Origin of the sequence: Bacillus sp. HMF5848 (genome assembly GCF_003944835.1) — a bacterium.
Classification (GTDB): domain Bacteria; phylum Bacillota; class Bacilli; order Bacillales; family HMF5848; genus HMF5848.
This window is the reverse complement of record NZ_RWIV01000001.1, coordinates 1,620,787-1,639,203: the sequence shown is the minus strand read 5'-3', so window position 1 is coordinate 1,639,203 and position 18,417 is coordinate 1,620,787. Positions and strand designations below refer to the sequence as shown.

Annotated in this window: 17 protein-coding genes; 8 read left to right on the top strand and 9 right to left on the bottom strand. The window is 35.7% G+C overall.

Annotated elements, in window-relative coordinates; all coding sequences use genetic code 11:
- Positions 1-153: 153 nt before the first annotated feature.
- A complete protein-coding gene (locus tag EJF36_RS07765) occupies positions 154-1,050 on the top strand; it encodes a DUF4349 domain-containing protein (RefSeq protein ID WP_125905766.1) in 897 nt (298 codons plus the stop codon).
- Positions 1,051-1,295: 245 nt separating this feature from the next.
- A complete protein-coding gene (locus tag EJF36_RS07760; protein ID WP_125905765.1) occupies positions 1,296-2,174 on the top strand; it encodes a hypothetical protein in 879 nt (292 codons plus the stop codon).
- Positions 2,175-2,222: 48 nt separating this feature from the next.
- Here the strand turns inward: EJF36_RS07760 and EJF36_RS07755 are convergent, their stop codons facing one another.
- Both EJF36_RS07755 and EJF36_RS07750 read right to left on the bottom strand, forming a co-directional pair.
- Entirely contained in the window at positions 2,223-2,675 is a 453-nt protein-coding gene (locus EJF36_RS07755) for a hypothetical protein (protein ID WP_125905764.1), read from the bottom strand.
- 277 nt (positions 2,676-2,952) lie between these two features.
- Entirely contained in the window at positions 2,953-5,091 is a 2,139-nt protein-coding gene (locus tag EJF36_RS07750; protein WP_125905763.1) for a GDYXXLXY domain-containing protein, read from the bottom strand.
- Between the two features lie 624 nt (positions 5,092-5,715).
- On the opposite strand from EJF36_RS07750, the gene EJF36_RS07745 reads away from it, so the two are divergent.
- Both EJF36_RS07745 and EJF36_RS07740 read left to right on the top strand, forming a co-directional pair.
- Positions 5,716-5,937: a hypothetical protein gene (locus tag EJF36_RS07745; protein ID WP_125905762.1), complete on the top strand. Its 222-nt coding sequence runs from the start codon at positions 5,716-5,718 to the stop codon at positions 5,935-5,937.
- A gap of 1,091 nt (positions 5,938-7,028) precedes the next feature.
- Positions 7,029-8,084, top strand: a complete 1,056-nt coding sequence (locus EJF36_RS07740; RefSeq protein ID WP_125905761.1) for an HD-GYP domain-containing protein — start codon at positions 7,029-7,031, stop codon at positions 8,082-8,084.
- A 47-nt stretch (positions 8,085-8,131) separates the two neighbouring features.
- On the opposite strand, the gene EJF36_RS07735 is transcribed toward EJF36_RS07740, so the two are convergent.
- Genes EJF36_RS07735 through EJF36_RS07725 form a run of 3 tightly spaced genes read right to left on the bottom strand, consistent with a single transcriptional unit; the run spans position 8,132 to position 10,437 of the window.
- Positions 8,132-9,088, bottom strand: coding sequence for a 5-oxoprolinase subunit C family protein (locus EJF36_RS07735; RefSeq protein WP_125905760.1), 957 nt, complete (start codon positions 9,086-9,088; stop codon positions 8,132-8,134).
- A 5-nt stretch (positions 9,089-9,093) separates the two neighbouring features.
- Positions 9,094-9,822, bottom strand: a complete 729-nt coding sequence (gene pxpB, locus EJF36_RS07730) for a 5-oxoprolinase subunit PxpB (RefSeq protein ID WP_125905759.1) — start codon at positions 9,820-9,822, stop codon at positions 9,094-9,096.
- Positions 9,823-10,437, bottom strand: coding sequence for a pyroglutamyl-peptidase I (locus tag EJF36_RS07725; protein ID WP_125905758.1), 615 nt, complete (start codon positions 10,435-10,437; stop codon positions 9,823-9,825).
- Positions 10,438-10,613: 176 nt separating this feature from the next.
- Here EJF36_RS07725 and EJF36_RS07720 point away from each other — a divergent pair, with 176 nt between their 5' ends.
- On the top strand, positions 10,614-11,831 hold the full coding sequence (locus EJF36_RS07720) for a M20 family metallopeptidase (RefSeq protein WP_125905757.1): 1,218 nt from the start codon (positions 10,614-10,616) through the stop codon (positions 11,829-11,831).
- A 30-nt stretch (positions 11,832-11,861) separates the two neighbouring features.
- Here EJF36_RS07720 and EJF36_RS07715 read toward each other — a convergent pair whose 3' ends face one another.
- The gene (locus EJF36_RS07715; protein WP_125905756.1) at positions 11,862-12,185 is read right to left on the bottom strand and encodes a hypothetical protein; all 324 of its coding nucleotides are present in this window, start codon (positions 12,183-12,185) and stop codon (positions 11,862-11,864) included.
- A gap of 312 nt (positions 12,186-12,497) precedes the next feature.
- Complete coding sequence (locus EJF36_RS07710) at positions 12,498-13,025, bottom strand: GbsR/MarR family transcriptional regulator (RefSeq protein ID WP_125905755.1); 528 nt, start codon at positions 13,023-13,025, stop codon at positions 12,498-12,500.
- 311 nt (positions 13,026-13,336) lie between these two features.
- Between EJF36_RS07710 and proV the strand changes: the two genes are divergently transcribed.
- The 3 genes from proV to EJF36_RS07695 are packed head-to-tail and all read left to right on the top strand — an operon-like array spanning position 13,337 to position 16,324.
- The gene (proV, locus tag EJF36_RS07705; RefSeq protein WP_125905754.1) at positions 13,337-14,605 is read left to right on the top strand and encodes a glycine betaine/L-proline ABC transporter ATP-binding protein ProV; all 1,269 of its coding nucleotides are present in this window, start codon (positions 13,337-13,339) and stop codon (positions 14,603-14,605) included.
- Positions 14,598-15,449, top strand: coding sequence for an ABC transporter permease (locus tag EJF36_RS07700; RefSeq protein WP_260471850.1), 852 nt, complete (start codon positions 14,598-14,600; stop codon positions 15,447-15,449). Before proV ends, EJF36_RS07700 begins: the two co-directional genes overlap by 8 nt.
- Positions 15,449-16,324, top strand: coding sequence for a glycine betaine ABC transporter substrate-binding protein (locus EJF36_RS07695; RefSeq protein WP_125905753.1), 876 nt, complete (start codon positions 15,449-15,451; stop codon positions 16,322-16,324). The genes EJF36_RS07700 and EJF36_RS07695 overlap by 1 nt, the downstream gene beginning before the upstream one ends.
- Positions 16,325-16,429: 105 nt before the next feature.
- Here EJF36_RS07695 and nagB read toward each other — a convergent pair whose 3' ends face one another.
- Both nagB and nagA read right to left on the bottom strand, forming a co-directional pair.
- Positions 16,430-17,206: a glucosamine-6-phosphate deaminase gene (nagB, locus tag EJF36_RS07690; RefSeq protein ID WP_125905752.1), complete on the bottom strand. Its 777-nt coding sequence runs from the start codon at positions 17,204-17,206 to the stop codon at positions 16,430-16,432.
- A gap of 2 nt (positions 17,207-17,208) precedes the next feature.
- Entirely contained in the window at positions 17,209-18,393 is a 1,185-nt protein-coding gene (nagA, locus tag EJF36_RS07685; RefSeq protein WP_125905751.1) for an N-acetylglucosamine-6-phosphate deacetylase, read from the bottom strand.
- Positions 18,394-18,417 lie beyond the last annotated feature (24 nt).

The following is an 18,417-nucleotide window of genomic DNA, read 5'->3' as shown; positions in this document are numbered from 1 at the left end:
CTATTATATACAAATGTAATTTTTTTGTAACGTTTTTGTAATAACATGCGACCTATATAATGTAAGATTAAAGAAAAGCCACTATTTATTTAAAAATTTATTCGATAGTAATTAGTTTCTGTGAAAAACACTTATAGTTACGGAGGTAAAATTATGCTAAAAAGAATATGTCTTGCTTTTTTCGTGTTTGGGCTTTTAGCAGGTTGTAGCAGTGGTTCTGATAGCAGTAGTTATGAAAAAGGTGAGAACTCCGAGTCATATGACCAAGCGGCTGTAGATGTAACGATGGAAACTGCTAATAATAGTAAGAGCGTCTCCGGTCAACAACAAGATAACAGTGATGCTATTCAATCACGTATGATTATTTATAATGCAGAGCTCCAACTTGAAGTTGAAAATTTTCTAGACATTAAACAATCACTTGAAAATCTTGTGGCCCAATTAGGAGGTTACGTTGTCCAGTCAAATGTATATGCAGATGGTGAGGACTACTTAGAAGGAACACTTCGTGTTAGAATACCTCAACCTAAGTTCCAAGAATTTATTAACAAAGCTGAACAACTAAGTGTGAAAGTTCATCGACATACTGTAACTGGCGAAGATGTAACAGAGGAATTTGTTGATTTGGAGTCACGACTCAATTCTATGCAGGTTGTTGAAGAGCGTTTGTTATCTTTTCTTCGAGACGCTGAAAAAACAGAGGATTTACTTAAAATATCAAACGATTTAGCCCGCGTACAGCAAGACATTGAGCAAATAAAAGGCCGTATGAAGTACCTACAAAACCAAACAAGCTTTTCAACAGTGACTATTAGTATGTTTGAACATAAGGTTGTTGTACCAAATATTGAAAAGAACGAATTTAACACATGGGAGAAAACAAAAAAGCAATTTTATAATAGCATTAACGGCCTGTTATCCTTCTTTTCTGCTGTCGTTGTTTTTCTATTAGGAAACTCACCCGTTATTGTTTTACTTGTAATAATACTCGCAACACTTTACTATATTTTACGAAGAACTAAGAAAAAGCCAAAACAAGATAATAACTAAGCTAGCCTATAGGCTAGCTTTTTTTCATTAACATAACTAATAACATAAAATTTAATAGTTTCTCACTATCTTTTCCCTATTTAATGAACAATGATTCGTCAGCTAGCCTAATTATTTATCACAGCGTTAGCTTAGTTACTGTTATAGAGTAAAAGTCTCGTATCTGAAACAGTGGCATATGCCCAATCACAACTTCTTATATGTACATACGATGTAACTAGGCACAAATAAGGAGGTATTATCTGATGCAATTGCAGAGAAATCCAGTAATCCAGCTGTATACAAAAAATAAACCTGTCTCTTCTAATCAGTCTATATATAAAATTAGCCCATTATCTACGTTCGCGTCTGAGCAACTACAATTTAATTCTAATGTGACAAAAGCTATACATGATAACCAACGACATGCTCAGCATATAAGCAGTATCTTATCAGAGCAATCCTATGCTTTGTCAAAGGTTAATGAAACACAGGCTGAACACACCTTATTAACAGCGAACAAATGGAAACACATTGAAGAACAATGGCAAGATACACGAAATAAATTACAAGATCAAGATTTACTTTTAGATAAATTACTTACAAAATTACAGCTTTCAACTACACTACAAAATGAGTATAAAAACAGTATAATTCAGGAGCTAAGTCGCTATGATGAGAAAGTAACAAATTTAAGTAAAAGACAGCACACATCCTTCCAATCATTAGAGGAAAAGATTATGGAGATTGAAAATGCTCAAAAAACACTTACTACCAAAAACTGTGATCAAGATACAACACAACAGGCCATCATCGACCAGTTAACACATCAAGATATTGCCTTCGCTGAGCTAACAAGGTCCATTACAAAACATGTTGTTGATTCCGAAACGATAACTGAGAAGCTACTCGAGCAAAAGCAGCTAAATGAAGAGTTACAAGCAAAACTTCTTCTTCAAGAAATGTTCCATCAGACCATCCTAGAGAAAATGGAAAAACAAGATGCTCTTCTTCATAAATTAAGCCGCCAAATAGACCATATAAAATCAGTAATATTTGAACGCTTTTCATTTATAGTAGATAAAATAGATATTTTTAAACAAAAAAACAATACCTTCACGAAGGAAAAAGAAGGTGTCAAATAAAAAGTTATAACCAGAACAAAAAAAAAGCTGACAGTTCACGTCAGCTTTTTACTTAATAGAATCAATAACATATTGATTATTCTCGTTAACATGATATGTGAATGATACATCCGTTCCTTCTGCAATTTGCGAAACAGCTTCTAATAATGAAGCTTCAAAACGAAAAATAGTAGCTTCTCCTTCTACAATCATTTCAACTGAACTATTATCAACTAAACCTACAAATGTCCCTTGGGACACTAACTCATTTTGTTGTTCAGTTTGATTAGCTTCATTATCAACAACTTCTTCTTCATCTGTCACGATTTCATCTTTACTTGTATCTTCATTATTTGATATATTCTCATCTGGCTGTTGTTCAGTTTCATCCGAAGTTAATTCGTTTGTTGTTGTATCTTGCTGAGGAGTTTGCGTTTCAGAGATTTCTTTATCTCCACTCATGCACCCTGCTAATAACAACGATACTAGTAGCACTAAAACAATTTTGTATGTATGTGTCATAAGATGTAACCTCCTTACAAATTGTCATTATATAATTATTATTCCCGTGCCTTTATTTATTCAAACTCAATTCCTTTTATTTTAAGCGGTACACCTCCTATTAGCGCTACAATACCTCTAAAATTGATTATATTTCTTCAACAATATATAGTGGCACAATTTCAGGGCAGGTTTCTTTCATGTTTGTCAGAGATTTTATTATAGGCCATTGGAGCAAACCTATAAAGGTAATGTGGAAAAAGAGCTACCGCAACATTAATACAGTAGCTCTATAAGATTAATTCTCAGTTAAACCTTGTAATATCGCATTTCCATTTTCCCCAACTTTTACAATAGCATAATTTGCATTTTCCTGAACATCTAAACCAGTACCTTCTGGTACAAAGTATGTTTCAATCCCATAATAGACATTATTCCACCCATCATAGCGACCTGTTATGATAACATCATCTGGCTGAGCAGTATAGGTAGTATTAAAACTTCCATTAACACTATAAACATTCGCATATTGATAAATACCAGTAACCTTATTTTTTTGAAGTACGATTTCTACCAACTGGTTATGATGTAGCTCTATATGTTGTAAATCTTCAATAGTAGAAATGTCATAGTTTAACCGCACATAATCCCCCTGCAGCAAAGAGCGAGGATCAATGGGGGCCAATTTTAGTTTGATCGTCACACCATTTTGTAATAAAGCTTCCGCACTAAATGCCGCAAAGCCCATATATCCCAATTGGAAAAGAAGTAAGACTATTAATAAATAACGCAATGGCCATACAAAACCTGGCTTTATTTCAGCTTTCTCTTTTTTCCGTCTTTCAAAAAAGCGCGTAACAACTATAAATAATATTCCCACAATGAAAAATAACAGTGACTTGTGAATTAACATCCATGCTAAGTCATAATACTTATATCCGATAAACAAAAACCAAAACACTAGGCTTATAATAAGTTCATATTGCCATTGGCGCTTCCTAGCAACAAGAACAAAAGCTGTAACTATAATAAAAAAGCTGATATTGTAAATGAGGCTAACGAAATATCCCACTTCAGGAATTACAGTTAGCGTTATAAAATAACAAAAAGCAAGTGTTAAAGCTGTTGCCTGAGACACTCTCCTTGTTGTAAGTAACACATACAGACTAGCATTACAAAGTAATAATATGAGCATTACAAGTTCAATAGATAAATCAAATGACTCGCCTAGTATAATTCCAAAAACAAGATTAACGAGTAGAAACTGAATAACTTGTAATCCTTTAACCTTAATAACAACCCATCCAAAAACAACAACAATAAGAAAAATGATTTTCCAAATAAAGACATCTTCAAATATCGAAGAACCAAATGCTATAGCATATCCCGTACAAAGTAATGTATATTTGACTGTCGCTTCCCATCTCCCAAAAATCCCCGGAATAATTAAGGCGAATATAGCAAATATGAATAGTCCCCAAAATGGTATATCTTGAAAAAATGTCATAATCAATCCGACAACTGATATTGTGGCAAACACGGTAGCTACGAATGTGACTGTACCAACTAACACCGTTCGAACTACTGTATGCATCTGTTGTTTTTTAAAAAATTGCAGAAGTTTTACACTTGCAAAAACAAGCACAATAACAAACAGAAGAAGTAAGAACAAGAACAAGTCACCAAAGAAATATGACATTAATTCAAATCCTTTAACAAGCACAAAAGCTGCTCCCGCCATGCTAAACAGTATCATGAGCGGCTTGTGTGGTTTTAGCTTCAAATAATAATATAAGCCTCCTATGGCAAATAAAACATACCCGACATTCATCCAAAAACCATAAGTAGGAAAGGCATCCGAATTTGTTAAAGCTATAAATAAAATATGGATTAAAATAATAGATGGATATTGAATAACCGCTGATTTTAAATACTTTTGACCGGTCACGATAAACAAAAGACTGTTTAATAAAATTATTACTAAAATTATTATTAACAACTGTGTCTCTGTCCAATTAATGTGATAGGACGAAGGATTTAAATAAAAATAAATTCCAATATGCAGCAATATATAGCTTAATAGGTAAAATGGTTGATATTTAGTAAAAACGCTTGCCACTACTGATGGGATCAACCAAATGAAAAAGAGCATATAATAATCAGCATGAGAGTTATATAATTGCCCAATGAGAGCTAAACCAAGGCCGAATGAAATAACAGATGCAAAATAACTCCAATGACTCAAAAAGCTTTGGGTTTTTATTACTTTTGTCAAAAGCAAAGAAGTTATAAAAAATAAAATCGTAATGGATATACTTAAACCAACTTTCGTTAAACGCTCAAAGCCTTGCCAATTTGATGCAAAAAAATAAAAAATACTTGCTAATAATAAACTAACACCAAATAAATACCCTATCTGAATAAATTTAAGCCTCACACTTATCCCCCTCACTTTTTCAGTGTTTATTAAAAAGACGAAAGTTACTGTAAAACGTTACGCTGCATAATGTAAGTTGTTGTCGCAATTCCCCAGTCAACTCCATTAATAAATCTAAAAACTACAATAACTAATACAGCGTTTACCACGTAAATAATTACCTATCCTTACATAGGCTTACCTTACAACTACACTCCAATCTATTCCGATAAACATCAATAATTCTTTCTTTTAGAAAAACCGAAAAACCATTTTTCTTAAAAAGTAATGTTTCTTAGTTAACTCAATCTGTTTCCGTTTAGTACTTAAGATTGGTCGTCGATAGAATTATGTTTACAGTTATCAATAACCACTTAGGCACTTAATTACCATAATTTATCACGCGTCCTGTGATGTTCTGCTCTTAATTAGAACACTTTTAAACAAAGTACCTCGTACTCACCCGCTAGCCGGATGTTTTTCTTAAACTTATACATACATTGTCTCAAAATTCCAGTGATCCGCAACAAAAACTTTTTCAATAAAGTATGATATTTTTTTGAATTATCAGAATTTATATAGATTTAAAGTATAAATTGTCTTATAATGGGTATAGTAAATAACAATAAAAGGAGGTGGTAGCTCATGTATCCGATTTCTTCTAAATTACTTGTGGCAGAGAAAATGGACCGAATTATGCGCGGATATTCTGCCTATTGCGAATCATCCGAAATGAAGCGATTACTGAAGAGAGAAATCACCAAACATAATTTAAGTGTCTGTGAACATAGCACAGAATTCGGATCGTGGTTCATCCCTGAAATGGAGGAAATGTATGATGAACACTATGCAGAACAAAGACACTAATTGACAAACGGCCCCTTCAAAATTTCAAAGGAGGCCGTTTTTGTTATGCTATTATATAATCTAAAAAATAAAACGAGCTACGTTTGTAGCTCGTTTAAGCTTGCTAACACCTTAAGGGACCCAACCATCTTCATCGATTGAAAGTGAAGTAAAATGTTACTTACCCAGTGTAGGAGAGACATTTCAAGTCAACCTACTATATAATAAACAATCGATGTGTGCTTGTTCCGTATGATTGTGGAACAAATACATTTTTTTCATGAATCACATTATAGAAACCTATAATATGATTTTTTGTTTTGACTCTTACCATACTGTAAAATACTTTCGGCATTCTAGTTGTTACAACTACCAACTTTCACCTTGGTCACATAGAATGACGTGGGTATTACATAGATTTCATGTAATTTTAAGTTTGTAATTTACAGTAGCAAGGTTACTAATTGTTACGTTCTCGCAAAGTACCTACGGAACGAACACTATGGTTGAGCCTCTTAAAGTGTTAACTTATTTGTTTTTCTTTACACTTATAGTATATCACATTTACAAATAATTACACATTACGTTTGTGACAATATTATGAAAACGCTTAAAAACTATAATTCAGATAGCCACTATTTGAACTACCCCCCGCTTAATTTTCAAGCGAAGATTTGAAGTGGGAACACTTTCTATTGAAGTCCTTTTTCTTTTTCCATGTGTATTTCGTGCCTTTGAATCTTTTATCACGAGTCTTCTTACAGAATCTTTTGCGTAACAAACGCCCCTCAACCGCAATATTATTAATTAAAAATGTTACTAAAATCCCGCTGAGCACTGATACCGATTAAAGTTAGCACCATCGACGATTCAGATTTAATGGAGTTATGACACCTAAAGTACACCAAATGTTACAGCTCTCATTAGCGACCGTAAACGTTATATTATGAATATCTTTTGTACTCTATTGGTTTCTGGTATTGCCTGTGATAAAATTCAAGTAAGCGAATTCATAGGTAAATATTAGTAAAACATGTGTCATAACGCCCTAAATACTTATGATGCATGTTTTCTAGGAATATTTGTGAAAAAAGAATCCGGGAGGGTTTACCGTGGGAGAATGGTTGGACATTTCATTTGAACTAGTTGGTTATGAACTTATGGAAGATATATACACACACCAAGGACATACCTTACTTACAAAGAATACCATTATAAAGGAAGAACATATTATAGCTCTACAAAATCACTTATATGGCGAGAAAATAAGAGTTAAAAAAGTTACCCAGGACACCAAGACTCAGCCTCCCTTCTTAGATATCTATCACGAAAGCCTACAAAAAGTTAAAGACATATTTACAAACATCTCAGAAGACAACATCCCACCTATAGATGAATTAACGGAGAGCTACAAACCTGTTTTAGAAACACTTATAAATTCACATATTTCATTTAATTATTTGACTTTATTTAAAGAGCATGACAGCTATACTTATACGCACTGCCTTAACGTTGGTATTATCTCTGGTATTATTGGAAAATTGTTAGGAAGGAAAAAAGAAGAAGTTTCAATGCTAACTGAAGCAGGATTTCTCCATGATATCGGTAAGCTTCTTATACCAAGTTTTATTATTCAAAAGAATGAACCATTACAATATGCAGACTTAAAAATTTTAAAGCAGCACCCTAGAAAAGGGCATGATTTACTAATTCAGATGGGTGAAACAAGAACTGAAATACTACAAGCATCACTTTTACACCATGAACGCTTAGACGGTAGTGGATATCCAAATGGATTAAATAGCGAAAGAATACCATTTCATGTTCAAATAATTTCTGTAGCAGATGTGTATGATGCTATTACGACAGACAGGTACTACCGAATGAAAGAATCGCCTATTAGAGCTGTTAATGAAATAATGGAGGAAACGCTAAAGAGTAGCCTTAATCCTTCTATTACGTTGCCGTTTTGCACATATGTGATGCAGCAGTTTATGCATGAAATAGTTCTCTTAAATGACCAAACCTTTGGTAAAATTGTATTTATTCATAATGACCAACCTCACAAGCCGCTAATTATGCTTGAAAATGGCTCTTTTTTAGATATGCGCTCCAAAGCAGGGTTACAAATAGAAGATTTATACGTAGCAAAAGCAATGGAGGTTTAAAGCTGGGTATAGTATTGCCCAAGAATATAAATAAACAAACCGCGCCTTTAACTAGACGCGGTTATGTTATTTGTGTTTAATAAATCCCATATTCGAAGCTGGCGCTCACGCTTTCGTAGTAAACGTTGTGATTCATATATCGATATGACCTTAAACCGTATTATACCGCCCACCGGCATTTGTGTTAATTTTCCCAGATCAACAGTCGCTACAGTTGCAATTCTCGTATATCCACCAGTTGTTTGACGGTCAGCGAGTAATACTATCGGTTGTCCACTCGCCGGAACTTGTATAGATCCGATTGGAATAGCTTCAGAGTAAATGTCGGCACCATTGACATGAGAAATGTTCTTATTTGACTGTAATCTATAGCCCATTCGATCGGCCATTTTTATTGTGTAGTGAGTAGTTAGAAACGTGTGTATACCTGATTCAGTGAATCTAGATTCATGCGGACCTAGAACTACTCTGATAGTTTCATGTGTATGAAACGTAGGGATAAATTGTTTCGGAAGTCTCTTAATATACGTTACTGGCAGGTGCTTTCTTCCATATATAATCTGATCATTTTTGACAACTTGACCAAATCCAGCTTTTTCATATACCGACATACTCCCAAGTACATTTTCAGCTTGTATTCCTCCTGCTATTGCCATATATAGTCTAGACCCCGCATTCGGCTTTGAAAATTGTATAATATCCCCTTTTTTCATTATTATTGCTGACCATAAATCTATCGGGTTCCCATTTTTCGTAACAGATAAGTCCGCTCCACAAAAGGCAACTGTGCATGGATTTAACACCTCTAACTCTGGCCCAACAATCGTAATTTCTATTGTGGCAAAGGAACGTGGATTTCCAACCACTATATTTGCTAATTCCGCACTAAAAGAATCCATTACACCTGAAGTGACAACACCATATTTCTGAAAGCCAAATCTACCATTGTCCTGTATAGTAGTATACAAGCCCGTTTTACGTACTCGGAAAATAGGGATGTTCATACTGTTCACCTTATTTCAGTCTCTATTCTAAAAGTTCCGTTGTTAATATCCTTTTTTAATAACTCGTATTCGTTATATGAAATAGATTGGAATTGAATCCAATCACCCGGTTTCCATATAAATGGATTTTCAGCTTTTGGCATAAACATCTCAATAGGCGAATGACCAATAATATTCCATCCACCTGGTGAATCTAGGGTATATATTCCTGTTTGTGGACCAGCAATACCAACAGATCCTTTGCAAACTAACTGGCGTGGATTATCTAATCGAGGAGTATGAAGTTGTTTTGGAAGCCCTCCTAAATAAGGAAAACCTGGTAAAAATCCCATCATATAAATTTTGTAAGCAGTTGATGTGTGTAAAAATACAACTTCCTCAACAGTTAATTTATTGAAATTAGCGACCCTTTCTATATCAGTTCCTAAATCATGTCCATAAAAAGTCGGTATTATGATTTTTCTGCAAGGTTGTTTCACACTTGTACTTGTCTCACTTAAGCTATTTAGTAGCATCACTCTTATATCTTCATAACATATATTATACGAATCATAATATACTGTTATCGTAGTAAAAGCAGGAACAGATTCTTTTATATAAGGAAACAAACTTTTTTCCACTTGATTTGATAAAGAAATTATGTGCGTATTACTTTGTTCATCTATATCTGTAGCGAACGTAATCAAAACTGCACTATCACCAACAGGCTGTATACTTTGTATCGGTAAAATCATTTACTTTTCCACGGCTAACGATTGGATCATTACCTTACAAGCCTCAACTAAATCTGCATGTGACCAGCTAGGCATAGTTCTCTTTGATATGACAGCCAAATCATGGGAAGCCGGTATATGAACAAAGCCAGATAAGCAGTTATACTGATTAACTGAAATATAGTGAAGCATCTGGTACATAACATTGTTGCATAAATATGTACCCGCACTGTTAGAAATTTCAGCAGGATAACCATATTCTCTTAGAACATTCACGAACGTACGAATAGGTAAAGTTGAAAAATACCCAACTGGACCTTCCTGAATGATTGCTTCATCCTCTGGTATAAAGCCACTATTATCCTTCACACCATCGTTGCAATTTATAGCAATTCGTTCAGGTGTTATAGTATTTCTACCAGCTGCTAGCCCTAGTGAGATGACAACATCTGGTTTCACTTCATCAAACAAAGAAATCATTTGGTTAGCAGATTGAGAAAATTCAACAGGTAGTAGGCACCCTTTAACTATATAATCACCAATAATCATACCATCAAGTTCCTTAACGATTTCTGCTGAGGGGTTTAGAGGATGGTCTAAAAACGGTTCGAATCCTGTTAGCAATAGTGTATTCATACGATTCTCCTTTCGAGTTAAAAGAATTATAAAATATATTAGAATATTTTATAAGATTATAAGAATTTTTACAAGCTGTATATCTAGTAAATAAATATGTATAGATTAATATTGAAAATTATTTTATAATTTAGAAAATATACATGCAGGCCACTCTGGATGACGGGGGAATAATAATGATTGAGAATATTTTCAAACGTTTAGAAGGTGCGTACGATGAAATGGTGGCGCTTAGAAGAGATTTTCATAGAAATCCCGAACTATCTTTTCAGGAGGTGCGTACTCCAGCAAAAATTGCTTCCTATCACGAGTCAATTGGCTTAGAAGTGCGAACTGGTGTGGGTGGTCGTGGTGTGGTTGCTACTCTGCGAGGAGGCAAACCTGGAAAAACCGTAGCTTTGCGTGCGGATTTTGACGCCTTACCAATACAAGATGAAAAGGATGTCCCTTACAAATCACAAGTTCCTGGCGCTATGCACGCATGCGGTCATGATGGTCATACAGCTACTTTACTAGTATTAGCTAAGGCACTCGTACAAGTTAAAGAAGAAATAGCTGGTAACATTGTATTTATTCATCAATTTGCAGAGGAGCTTGCTCCTGGTGGGGCTAAGCCAATGATTGAAGATGGTTGTCTCGATGGTGTAGATGCTATTTACGGTACACACTTATGGTCTGTTCTCCCGGTTGGTCAAATTGGCTACCGTGCTGGTTATGCAATGGCTGCAGCAGACGCCTTTGAAGTCGTAATCCAAGGAAAGGGCGGACATGGCGCACAGCCACACGAAACAGTTGACCCTATCGTCATCGGCGCACAAGTTATTAATAATTTGCAGACTGTTGTAAGTCGTCGAACAGATCCATTAAAATCAGCTGTACTAACGATAGGCCAATTTCACGCTGGCAATGCTTTTAATGTTATTCCAGATAAAGCTAAACTATCAGGAACTGTACGTACGTTTGATGAATCAGTACGTCTTCAAATGGAGCAAGATATGGCACGCATTATTAACTGTACCTGTGCAGCTTATGGAGCAACTGCAACATTTTCATACGATCGAGGCTATCCAGCTGTGTGGAATCACAAGACAGAGACTGACCAACTAGTCGAAACTGCTAAACAAATTGTTGGTGAAGATAACGTTATAGAGCTCGACCCTGTAATGGGTGGAGAGGATTTTGCATATTACTTACGAGAAGTGCCTGGAACATTCTTTTTTACTGGGGCCGGAAACCAAGAAACAGGCATAACGTATCCTCATCACCATCCAAAGTTTGATATAGATGAAAAATCAATGCTGCTAGCAGCTAAACATTTGGCAGGTTGTGCGCTTTCGTTTTTACACGGTGATCATAAAGTAATACCTCTACTACCAAAACAAAAGACGTCATAAAAAAAATCAAACAAAAAGGCGAATGAAATCTCATTCGCCTTTTGCTAATTGAATTATTTCTTCTTCAGCCCTAGCAATCTTTAACAATTGTGAATCTAGACGGCTATTTACTCGTTGCATTTGAGTAACAAATATTTCACGAAGATCGCCCATAATGCTTTCTATTTTATCTGTTTGCAGCTCTTCTCGTCTTAATAACAAATCTTTTATGTCCGTTATATCTATTTGATTAACTGTCACGCGATGTTCAATGCTATCAACTTTTTCAAGACGAGCAAGTCGAGTCTCGATAGTATCTATTTTTGATGTTAAATGATTTAAAAGTTCAATTATATCATCTAGCTTTTTTTCCAATGCTCTCACCTCAACTGTATTTAATAACATTTTAACATTTAAACATTGTTAATATTGTTACAAAACAAGAAACTAATTCATAAAGTTATTTTAAAACATGTCACTAATATCTTGACCTAAGAACGAGTAACTAAAACAAGACCTTCTAGAATTTGGGGTGTGTCGTATTACCATCGCCGTTTGTAATGCATATTACTTGATTCAGTAACGCACATACAAACATGCCCGTAAACATGGCAACTCCCTATATAGATTGGCCTGGATGATCCTCTAAAACCACAATACACAAAAAAAGTAGCCGCAGCGGCTACTTTATTTTGGTATATGTTTAAAGATATCTTTAGATTCAAATGTGTCAACAACTCTATTTAGCCACTCATAATACTCGAGCGCATGTTCAAGCTTTTCAATATCTTGTTTCGCAGTTTTTTGAATACCTTCCTCTACCGACTCACTATTTAGTATGCCGTGCAGCTCTTCTATGGATTTTTTCATAGCCTTCACATTAATCGAAATACTTGTACGCCACTTTATCGCAAAAAAATCAGCAAACGTTTGATACCAATCTTGATTTACTATATATAAATCTTTTCTCGAACCTTTTTTCCATACTTTTTCAACCATCTTAAGCTCTAATAAATGACGCACGGCCGTACTCATGCTAGTTTTGCTCATACCTAACTCTTCTTTCATATCATCAAGAGTCATTGGTTCATTTTTAAAATATAGTAAGCCATATAGCCTTCCAACCGAAGGTGTTACACCGTATAACCCCATATTTTGCGCGATTGTTTCAATTACTCTTTCTCGTGCCTTATCAAGCTGCTCTATATCTTTCAAACGCTTTCACATCCTGTAATATCCTGTAATTATTAATCTTTGATAATTAGAGTAGCGTTTTTTTCATCTGTTGTAAAGGTGCGATTCATATCGGAATATTAAGCATAATGTAGTATTTATAAGGATATAGTTTGTTTTGTTTGTACAGTTTTAACTGAACGTACTATATGTACTTATTTAACTGAATTTACTGTTTGAAATAAATTTTACTATTAAGCTAAAATTAACTAGGCTTAACTACCAATGGTCTTCTTAAAAAAAGCTTTAAACTTTAGAAGGTTTTGTTTGTACATAGAAAATGAGGTGAACACATGGAAGAAAGTACTATAAAAATAAAGGTCGAAAATATTACTAAGATTTTCGGTAAGCATACGAAACAAGCCCAGCAATTAATTCAAGAAGGGAAAACAAAACAAGATATACTTCAAAAAACGGGAGCTACTGTTGGTGTTAAAGACGCTTCGTTCGAAGTTCACAACGGCGAAATATTTGTCATTATGGGGCTCTCAGGTAGTGGGAAATCCACGCTAGTAAGACTCATTAATCGACTTATCGAGCCTACGTTTGGTTCTGTATATGTTGATAATGAGGATATTACAAGCATGAATAAAGAAAATTTGCGTGACATTCGCCGAAAAAAAATGAGTATGGTTTTTCAACGATTTGCGCTGTTTCCACACCGAACTGTACTAGAAAACACCGAATATGGTCTAGAAATTCAGGGTGTTAATGAAACAGAACGAAAAGAAAAAGCACTTGAATCGTTAAAGCTAGTTGGTTTAGAAGGTTATGAAGAGCAATACCCTTCACAATTAAGTGGTGGCATGCAGCAGCGCGTTGGTTTAGCTAGAGCTCTTGCGAACAATCCTGATGTACTATTAATGGACGAAGCATTTAGTGCATTAGATCCATTAATACGAAAGGATATGCAGGATGAGCTTCTACAGCTGCAATCTACGTTAGGAAAAACAATTATTTTCATTACACATGATTTAGACGAAGCACTTCGTATTGGTGATCGTATCGCCCTTATGAAGGATGGTAGCATTGTTCAAATAGGTACGCCTGAAGAGATTTTAATGAACCCTTCTAACGAATATGTTGAGCGTTTTGTCGAGGATGTCGACCTTGCGAAAGTGTTAACAGCTAGTCATGTCATGAAGCGAGCGGAATCGATTCAGATCGAAAAAGGACCTCGTGTAGCTCTTCAACTAATGAAGGAGCGTGGGATTTCTTCTATTTATATAGTAGATAAACAACGAAAACTTCTAGGAGCTATTACTGCAAATGATGCCTCTAAAGCTGTTGAGGCGAAGAAAACAATAGCTGACATATTAATACCTAATGTTGCAACTGTGCCCTTACATACTATTTTAACTGATGTGTTTGAAACAGTATCAGAAGCTACTATTCCTGTTGCCGTTGTTGATGAGGAGCATCGCCTTCACGGCCTACTCGTGCGTGGTGCCGTCATAGGAGCTCTTGCTGGTAATGAGCAACACATCAACCACGAAGTAGAAGTAGAAGTAGAAGTAGAAGTAAAAGTAGAAGTAGCAGCAGGAGGTGAACATATTGAGTAATGTATTTTTACCAAAGATACCAATTGCAGACTGGATTGATTCGTCTGTTGAATGGTTTACAGATCATTTTGAAGGCATGTTTGAGATAATTGCTGACGGTTTAGAAGGAACAGTAGAAGGATTAGTAGATATTCTAGCATTCATACACCCTTTTATTCTCGTAATTTTATTTTCATTATTAGCTTGGAGACTTGTAAACTGGAAAGTTGCTGTCTTTACGTTTATTGGCCTATTCCTAATCGGCAACTTAGATTACTGGGAGGAAATGCTACAAACGTTATCATTAGTTCTAACATCTGTTTTTATATCAATACTTATCGGAATTCCAATTGGTATTTGGGCATCACAACAGGCTCTTGTTCGTAAAATTGTGACACCGATTCTTGATTTTATGCAAACGATGCCTGCATTTGTGTATTTATTGCCGGCAATCTTTTTCTTCAATATTGGCGTTGTTCCAGGAATTGTTGCATCAGTTATCTTTGCGATGCCACCTACTATTCGCTTGACAGTGTTAGGTATACAGCAAGTGCCAGAAGATTTAATTGAAGCGACGGAAGCGTTTGGGTCAACAACGAAACAACGGTTATTAAAGGTCCAACTACCATTAGCCATGCCTACTATTATGGCAGGTATAAACCAAAGTATTATGCTAGCACTATCTATGGTTGTAATTGCATCAATGGTAGGAGCACCTGGACTAGGTGCAGAAGTGTATCGTGCTGTTACACAAATTCAAACAGGTACTGGTTTTGAAGCTGGTTTAGCTATCGTTATCATTGCTATTATGCTAGACCGGATTACTCAAAATATAACAAAAACAAATCAAGGGGGACATTTATAATGTTTAAAAAAGTACTTACATTTAGCCTTGCAGCAGTAGTATCACTAGGTTTAGCTGCATGTGGAGGAAACGAAGGTGCATCTGGTTCTGTTGCAGAACAAGTAGATTATGAGATTGTAGGGATTGATCCAGGAGCAGGATTGATGAAAGCAACTGCAACAGTCATTGAAGATTATGGTCTTGAAGATTGGAAGCTTGTTGAAGGCTCTGGTGCAGCTATGACAGCAGCTCTGAAAAAGGCATATGATAAGGAAGAACCAATCATAATTACTGGTTGGACTCCTCATTGGAAGTTTTCTAAGTTCGATCTTAAGTACTTAGAGGACCCAAAAGGTATTTATGGTGATGCCGAAGAAATTCACACAATTGCACGCCAAGGTTTAGACACTGATCACCCAAGTGCCTACACTGTATTAGATCAATTCAACTGGACACCAGATGATATGGCTACGGTTATGGTAATGATTGAAGACGGTATGAAGGCCGAAGAAGCTGCTGCAAAATGGGTAGAAGAAAACAGTGATAAGGTAGCTGAGTGGACTGCAGGTGCAGATGCTGTTGATGGCGACGAAATCCAAATTGCGTACGTTGCTTGGTCAAGTGAAATTGCGTCAACTAACGTTGTTAAAAAAGTACTAGAAGATATCGGCTACGATGTGACGATTAGTCAGGTTGAGGCTGGTCCTATGTGGACAGGTGTTGCCGACGGTAGTGTAGATGCGCATGTTGCAGGCTGGTTACCAACAACACATGCTGACTATGTTGATAAATATGATGGCGAGTTTGTGGATCTTGGTGCAAACCTGGAAGGTACAAAGATCGGGCTTATTGTCCCATCTTATATGGACATTAACTCAATTGAAGATTTAAAATAAGTACTTGTAAGGAGCACTATAGATCTAGTTAAGGGCTCTAATCCGTTCATTCAATATATACAAACCTAAAAACAATATACAACCTAAAAAACAGACCGTGTATTTTTATACACGGTCTGTTTGCTCTACAGTTATTGAATCATATTCTTTAAAACGCCTTAGCTCTATCATTGCTGCCTCATCAGCGATAACCACAACATCATCGTGAAGATTTAATGCAGAACAAGGGAATTGAGTGTGGACTTCTTCAGTAAACAAACGTAAAAGAGTATTTGCTTTGCGTTGTCCTGATACAAGAAGTAGAATTTTTTTTGACTTTAAAATGCTTGCTATCCCCATTGTAATAGCATACACTGGAACATCTTCTACACTTGGAAAAAACCTGGCATTAGCTATGCGTGTCGACTCAGTTAGCTTAGTAAGGTGTGTTGATTGCGAAAAATCTGAACCTGGTTCATTAAAACCAATATGACCATTCTGCCCAAGACCCAGGATTTGGATATCAGGGTAACCAAGCTTATCAAGGTTGTAATCATATCGCTTACACTCTTCATTTATATCCTCTGCTGCTCCGTTAGGAATATGAATATTCGCATCACATATATCAATATGCTTAAAAAGCTTTTCATGCATATACTTGCGATAACTCATGTTGTGATTGGAAGACAACCCGACATACTCATCTAAATTCACCGTTTTTATATGTTTATAAGAGGTTTTATTTTTAATATGATCTTCTACAAGTAATTGATATGTTCTTTCTGGTGTTCCACCTGTTGCAAGCCCTAAAACAGCCGTTGATTTTGTTTTTACAACGTCTAACACATAAGCAGCCGCCAGCTCACTGAGGCCTTCATGGTTTTTGGTAACATATAACCTCATGCTCAATCACCTCTTCTATAAATGATCCGCCCTCGACAAATGGTCATAATCACCTGCATTTGTTCATCTATAATGACAACATCAGCATCTTTACCAATCGTTAAACTTCCCTTTCGATCAAATATGTTTAGGGATTTTGCTTGATTACTAGACGTAGTTTGTATAAGTTGCTCAAATCTATTCTTAGTAATTTCCTTCATGTTTTTTAATGCTTCACTCATTTTTAAAATACTACCTGCTAGAGTTCCATTATCCAGTATAGCCTTCTTTCCATCTACATGAACAGATTGTCCTCCTAAATCATACGTGCCATCGACCAAACATTTGGCTCGCATTGCATCAGTAATTAACATAATATTGTCAGGACCCTTCGCTTTGTACGCTAAGTGGAGCATATCTTGATGCACATGAATGTTATCAGCAATAAGCTCTGTCTTGAGTTCATTGTGTAATAAAGCAGCACCTGCCACCCCTGGCTCACGATGATGAACTCCTTTCATTCCATTAAAAAGATGTGTAACATGTGTCGCTCCCGCTTGAATCGCATGATCTATATCCGTAGAATTTGCATCGGAATGACCGATAGAGGTAATGACACCTTGTTTCTTTAGATAATTAATTAACGGGATCGCTCCCTCTATTTCAGGAGCTAACGTAACTATTTTTATAAACCCTTCAGCTAATCGTTGCCAACTCTTAAAAAGATTTACATCTGGCTTCCTAATAAATTCTATAGGCTGGGCTCCCGCTTTATTAGCGTTTATAAATGGCCCCTCTAAATGTATACCTAGTAGCTCTGCACCTTCATCTTGATTGTTTGTACGTTTGTAGTCAGCGACATTTTTCAGAGCAGCTGCAATAAGGTCTGGATGCTGTGTTATTGTTGTGGCAAGAAAGCTTGTTGTTCCTTCCTTAGGTAGTGCTTGAGACATTTTGGTAAGTGCTTCAATTGTTGCATCCATAGTGTCAACTCCTTCAACACCATGGATATGTATATCTATCATACCTGGAATAGCAGAATAGCCTGTCTCAAATGAAATTATCTCTATTGCATCCATTACTGATTCTGACAAGTCATCCATAGATCCAACATCAACAATTTTATCTTCTACAATTTTTATATAGCCATTAGTAAATGTTTGGTATTCGCCATAAACAGTTATGTTAGTAAGACAAAAAGATGCCATATGAATACTCCCTCCTTTTGTTGT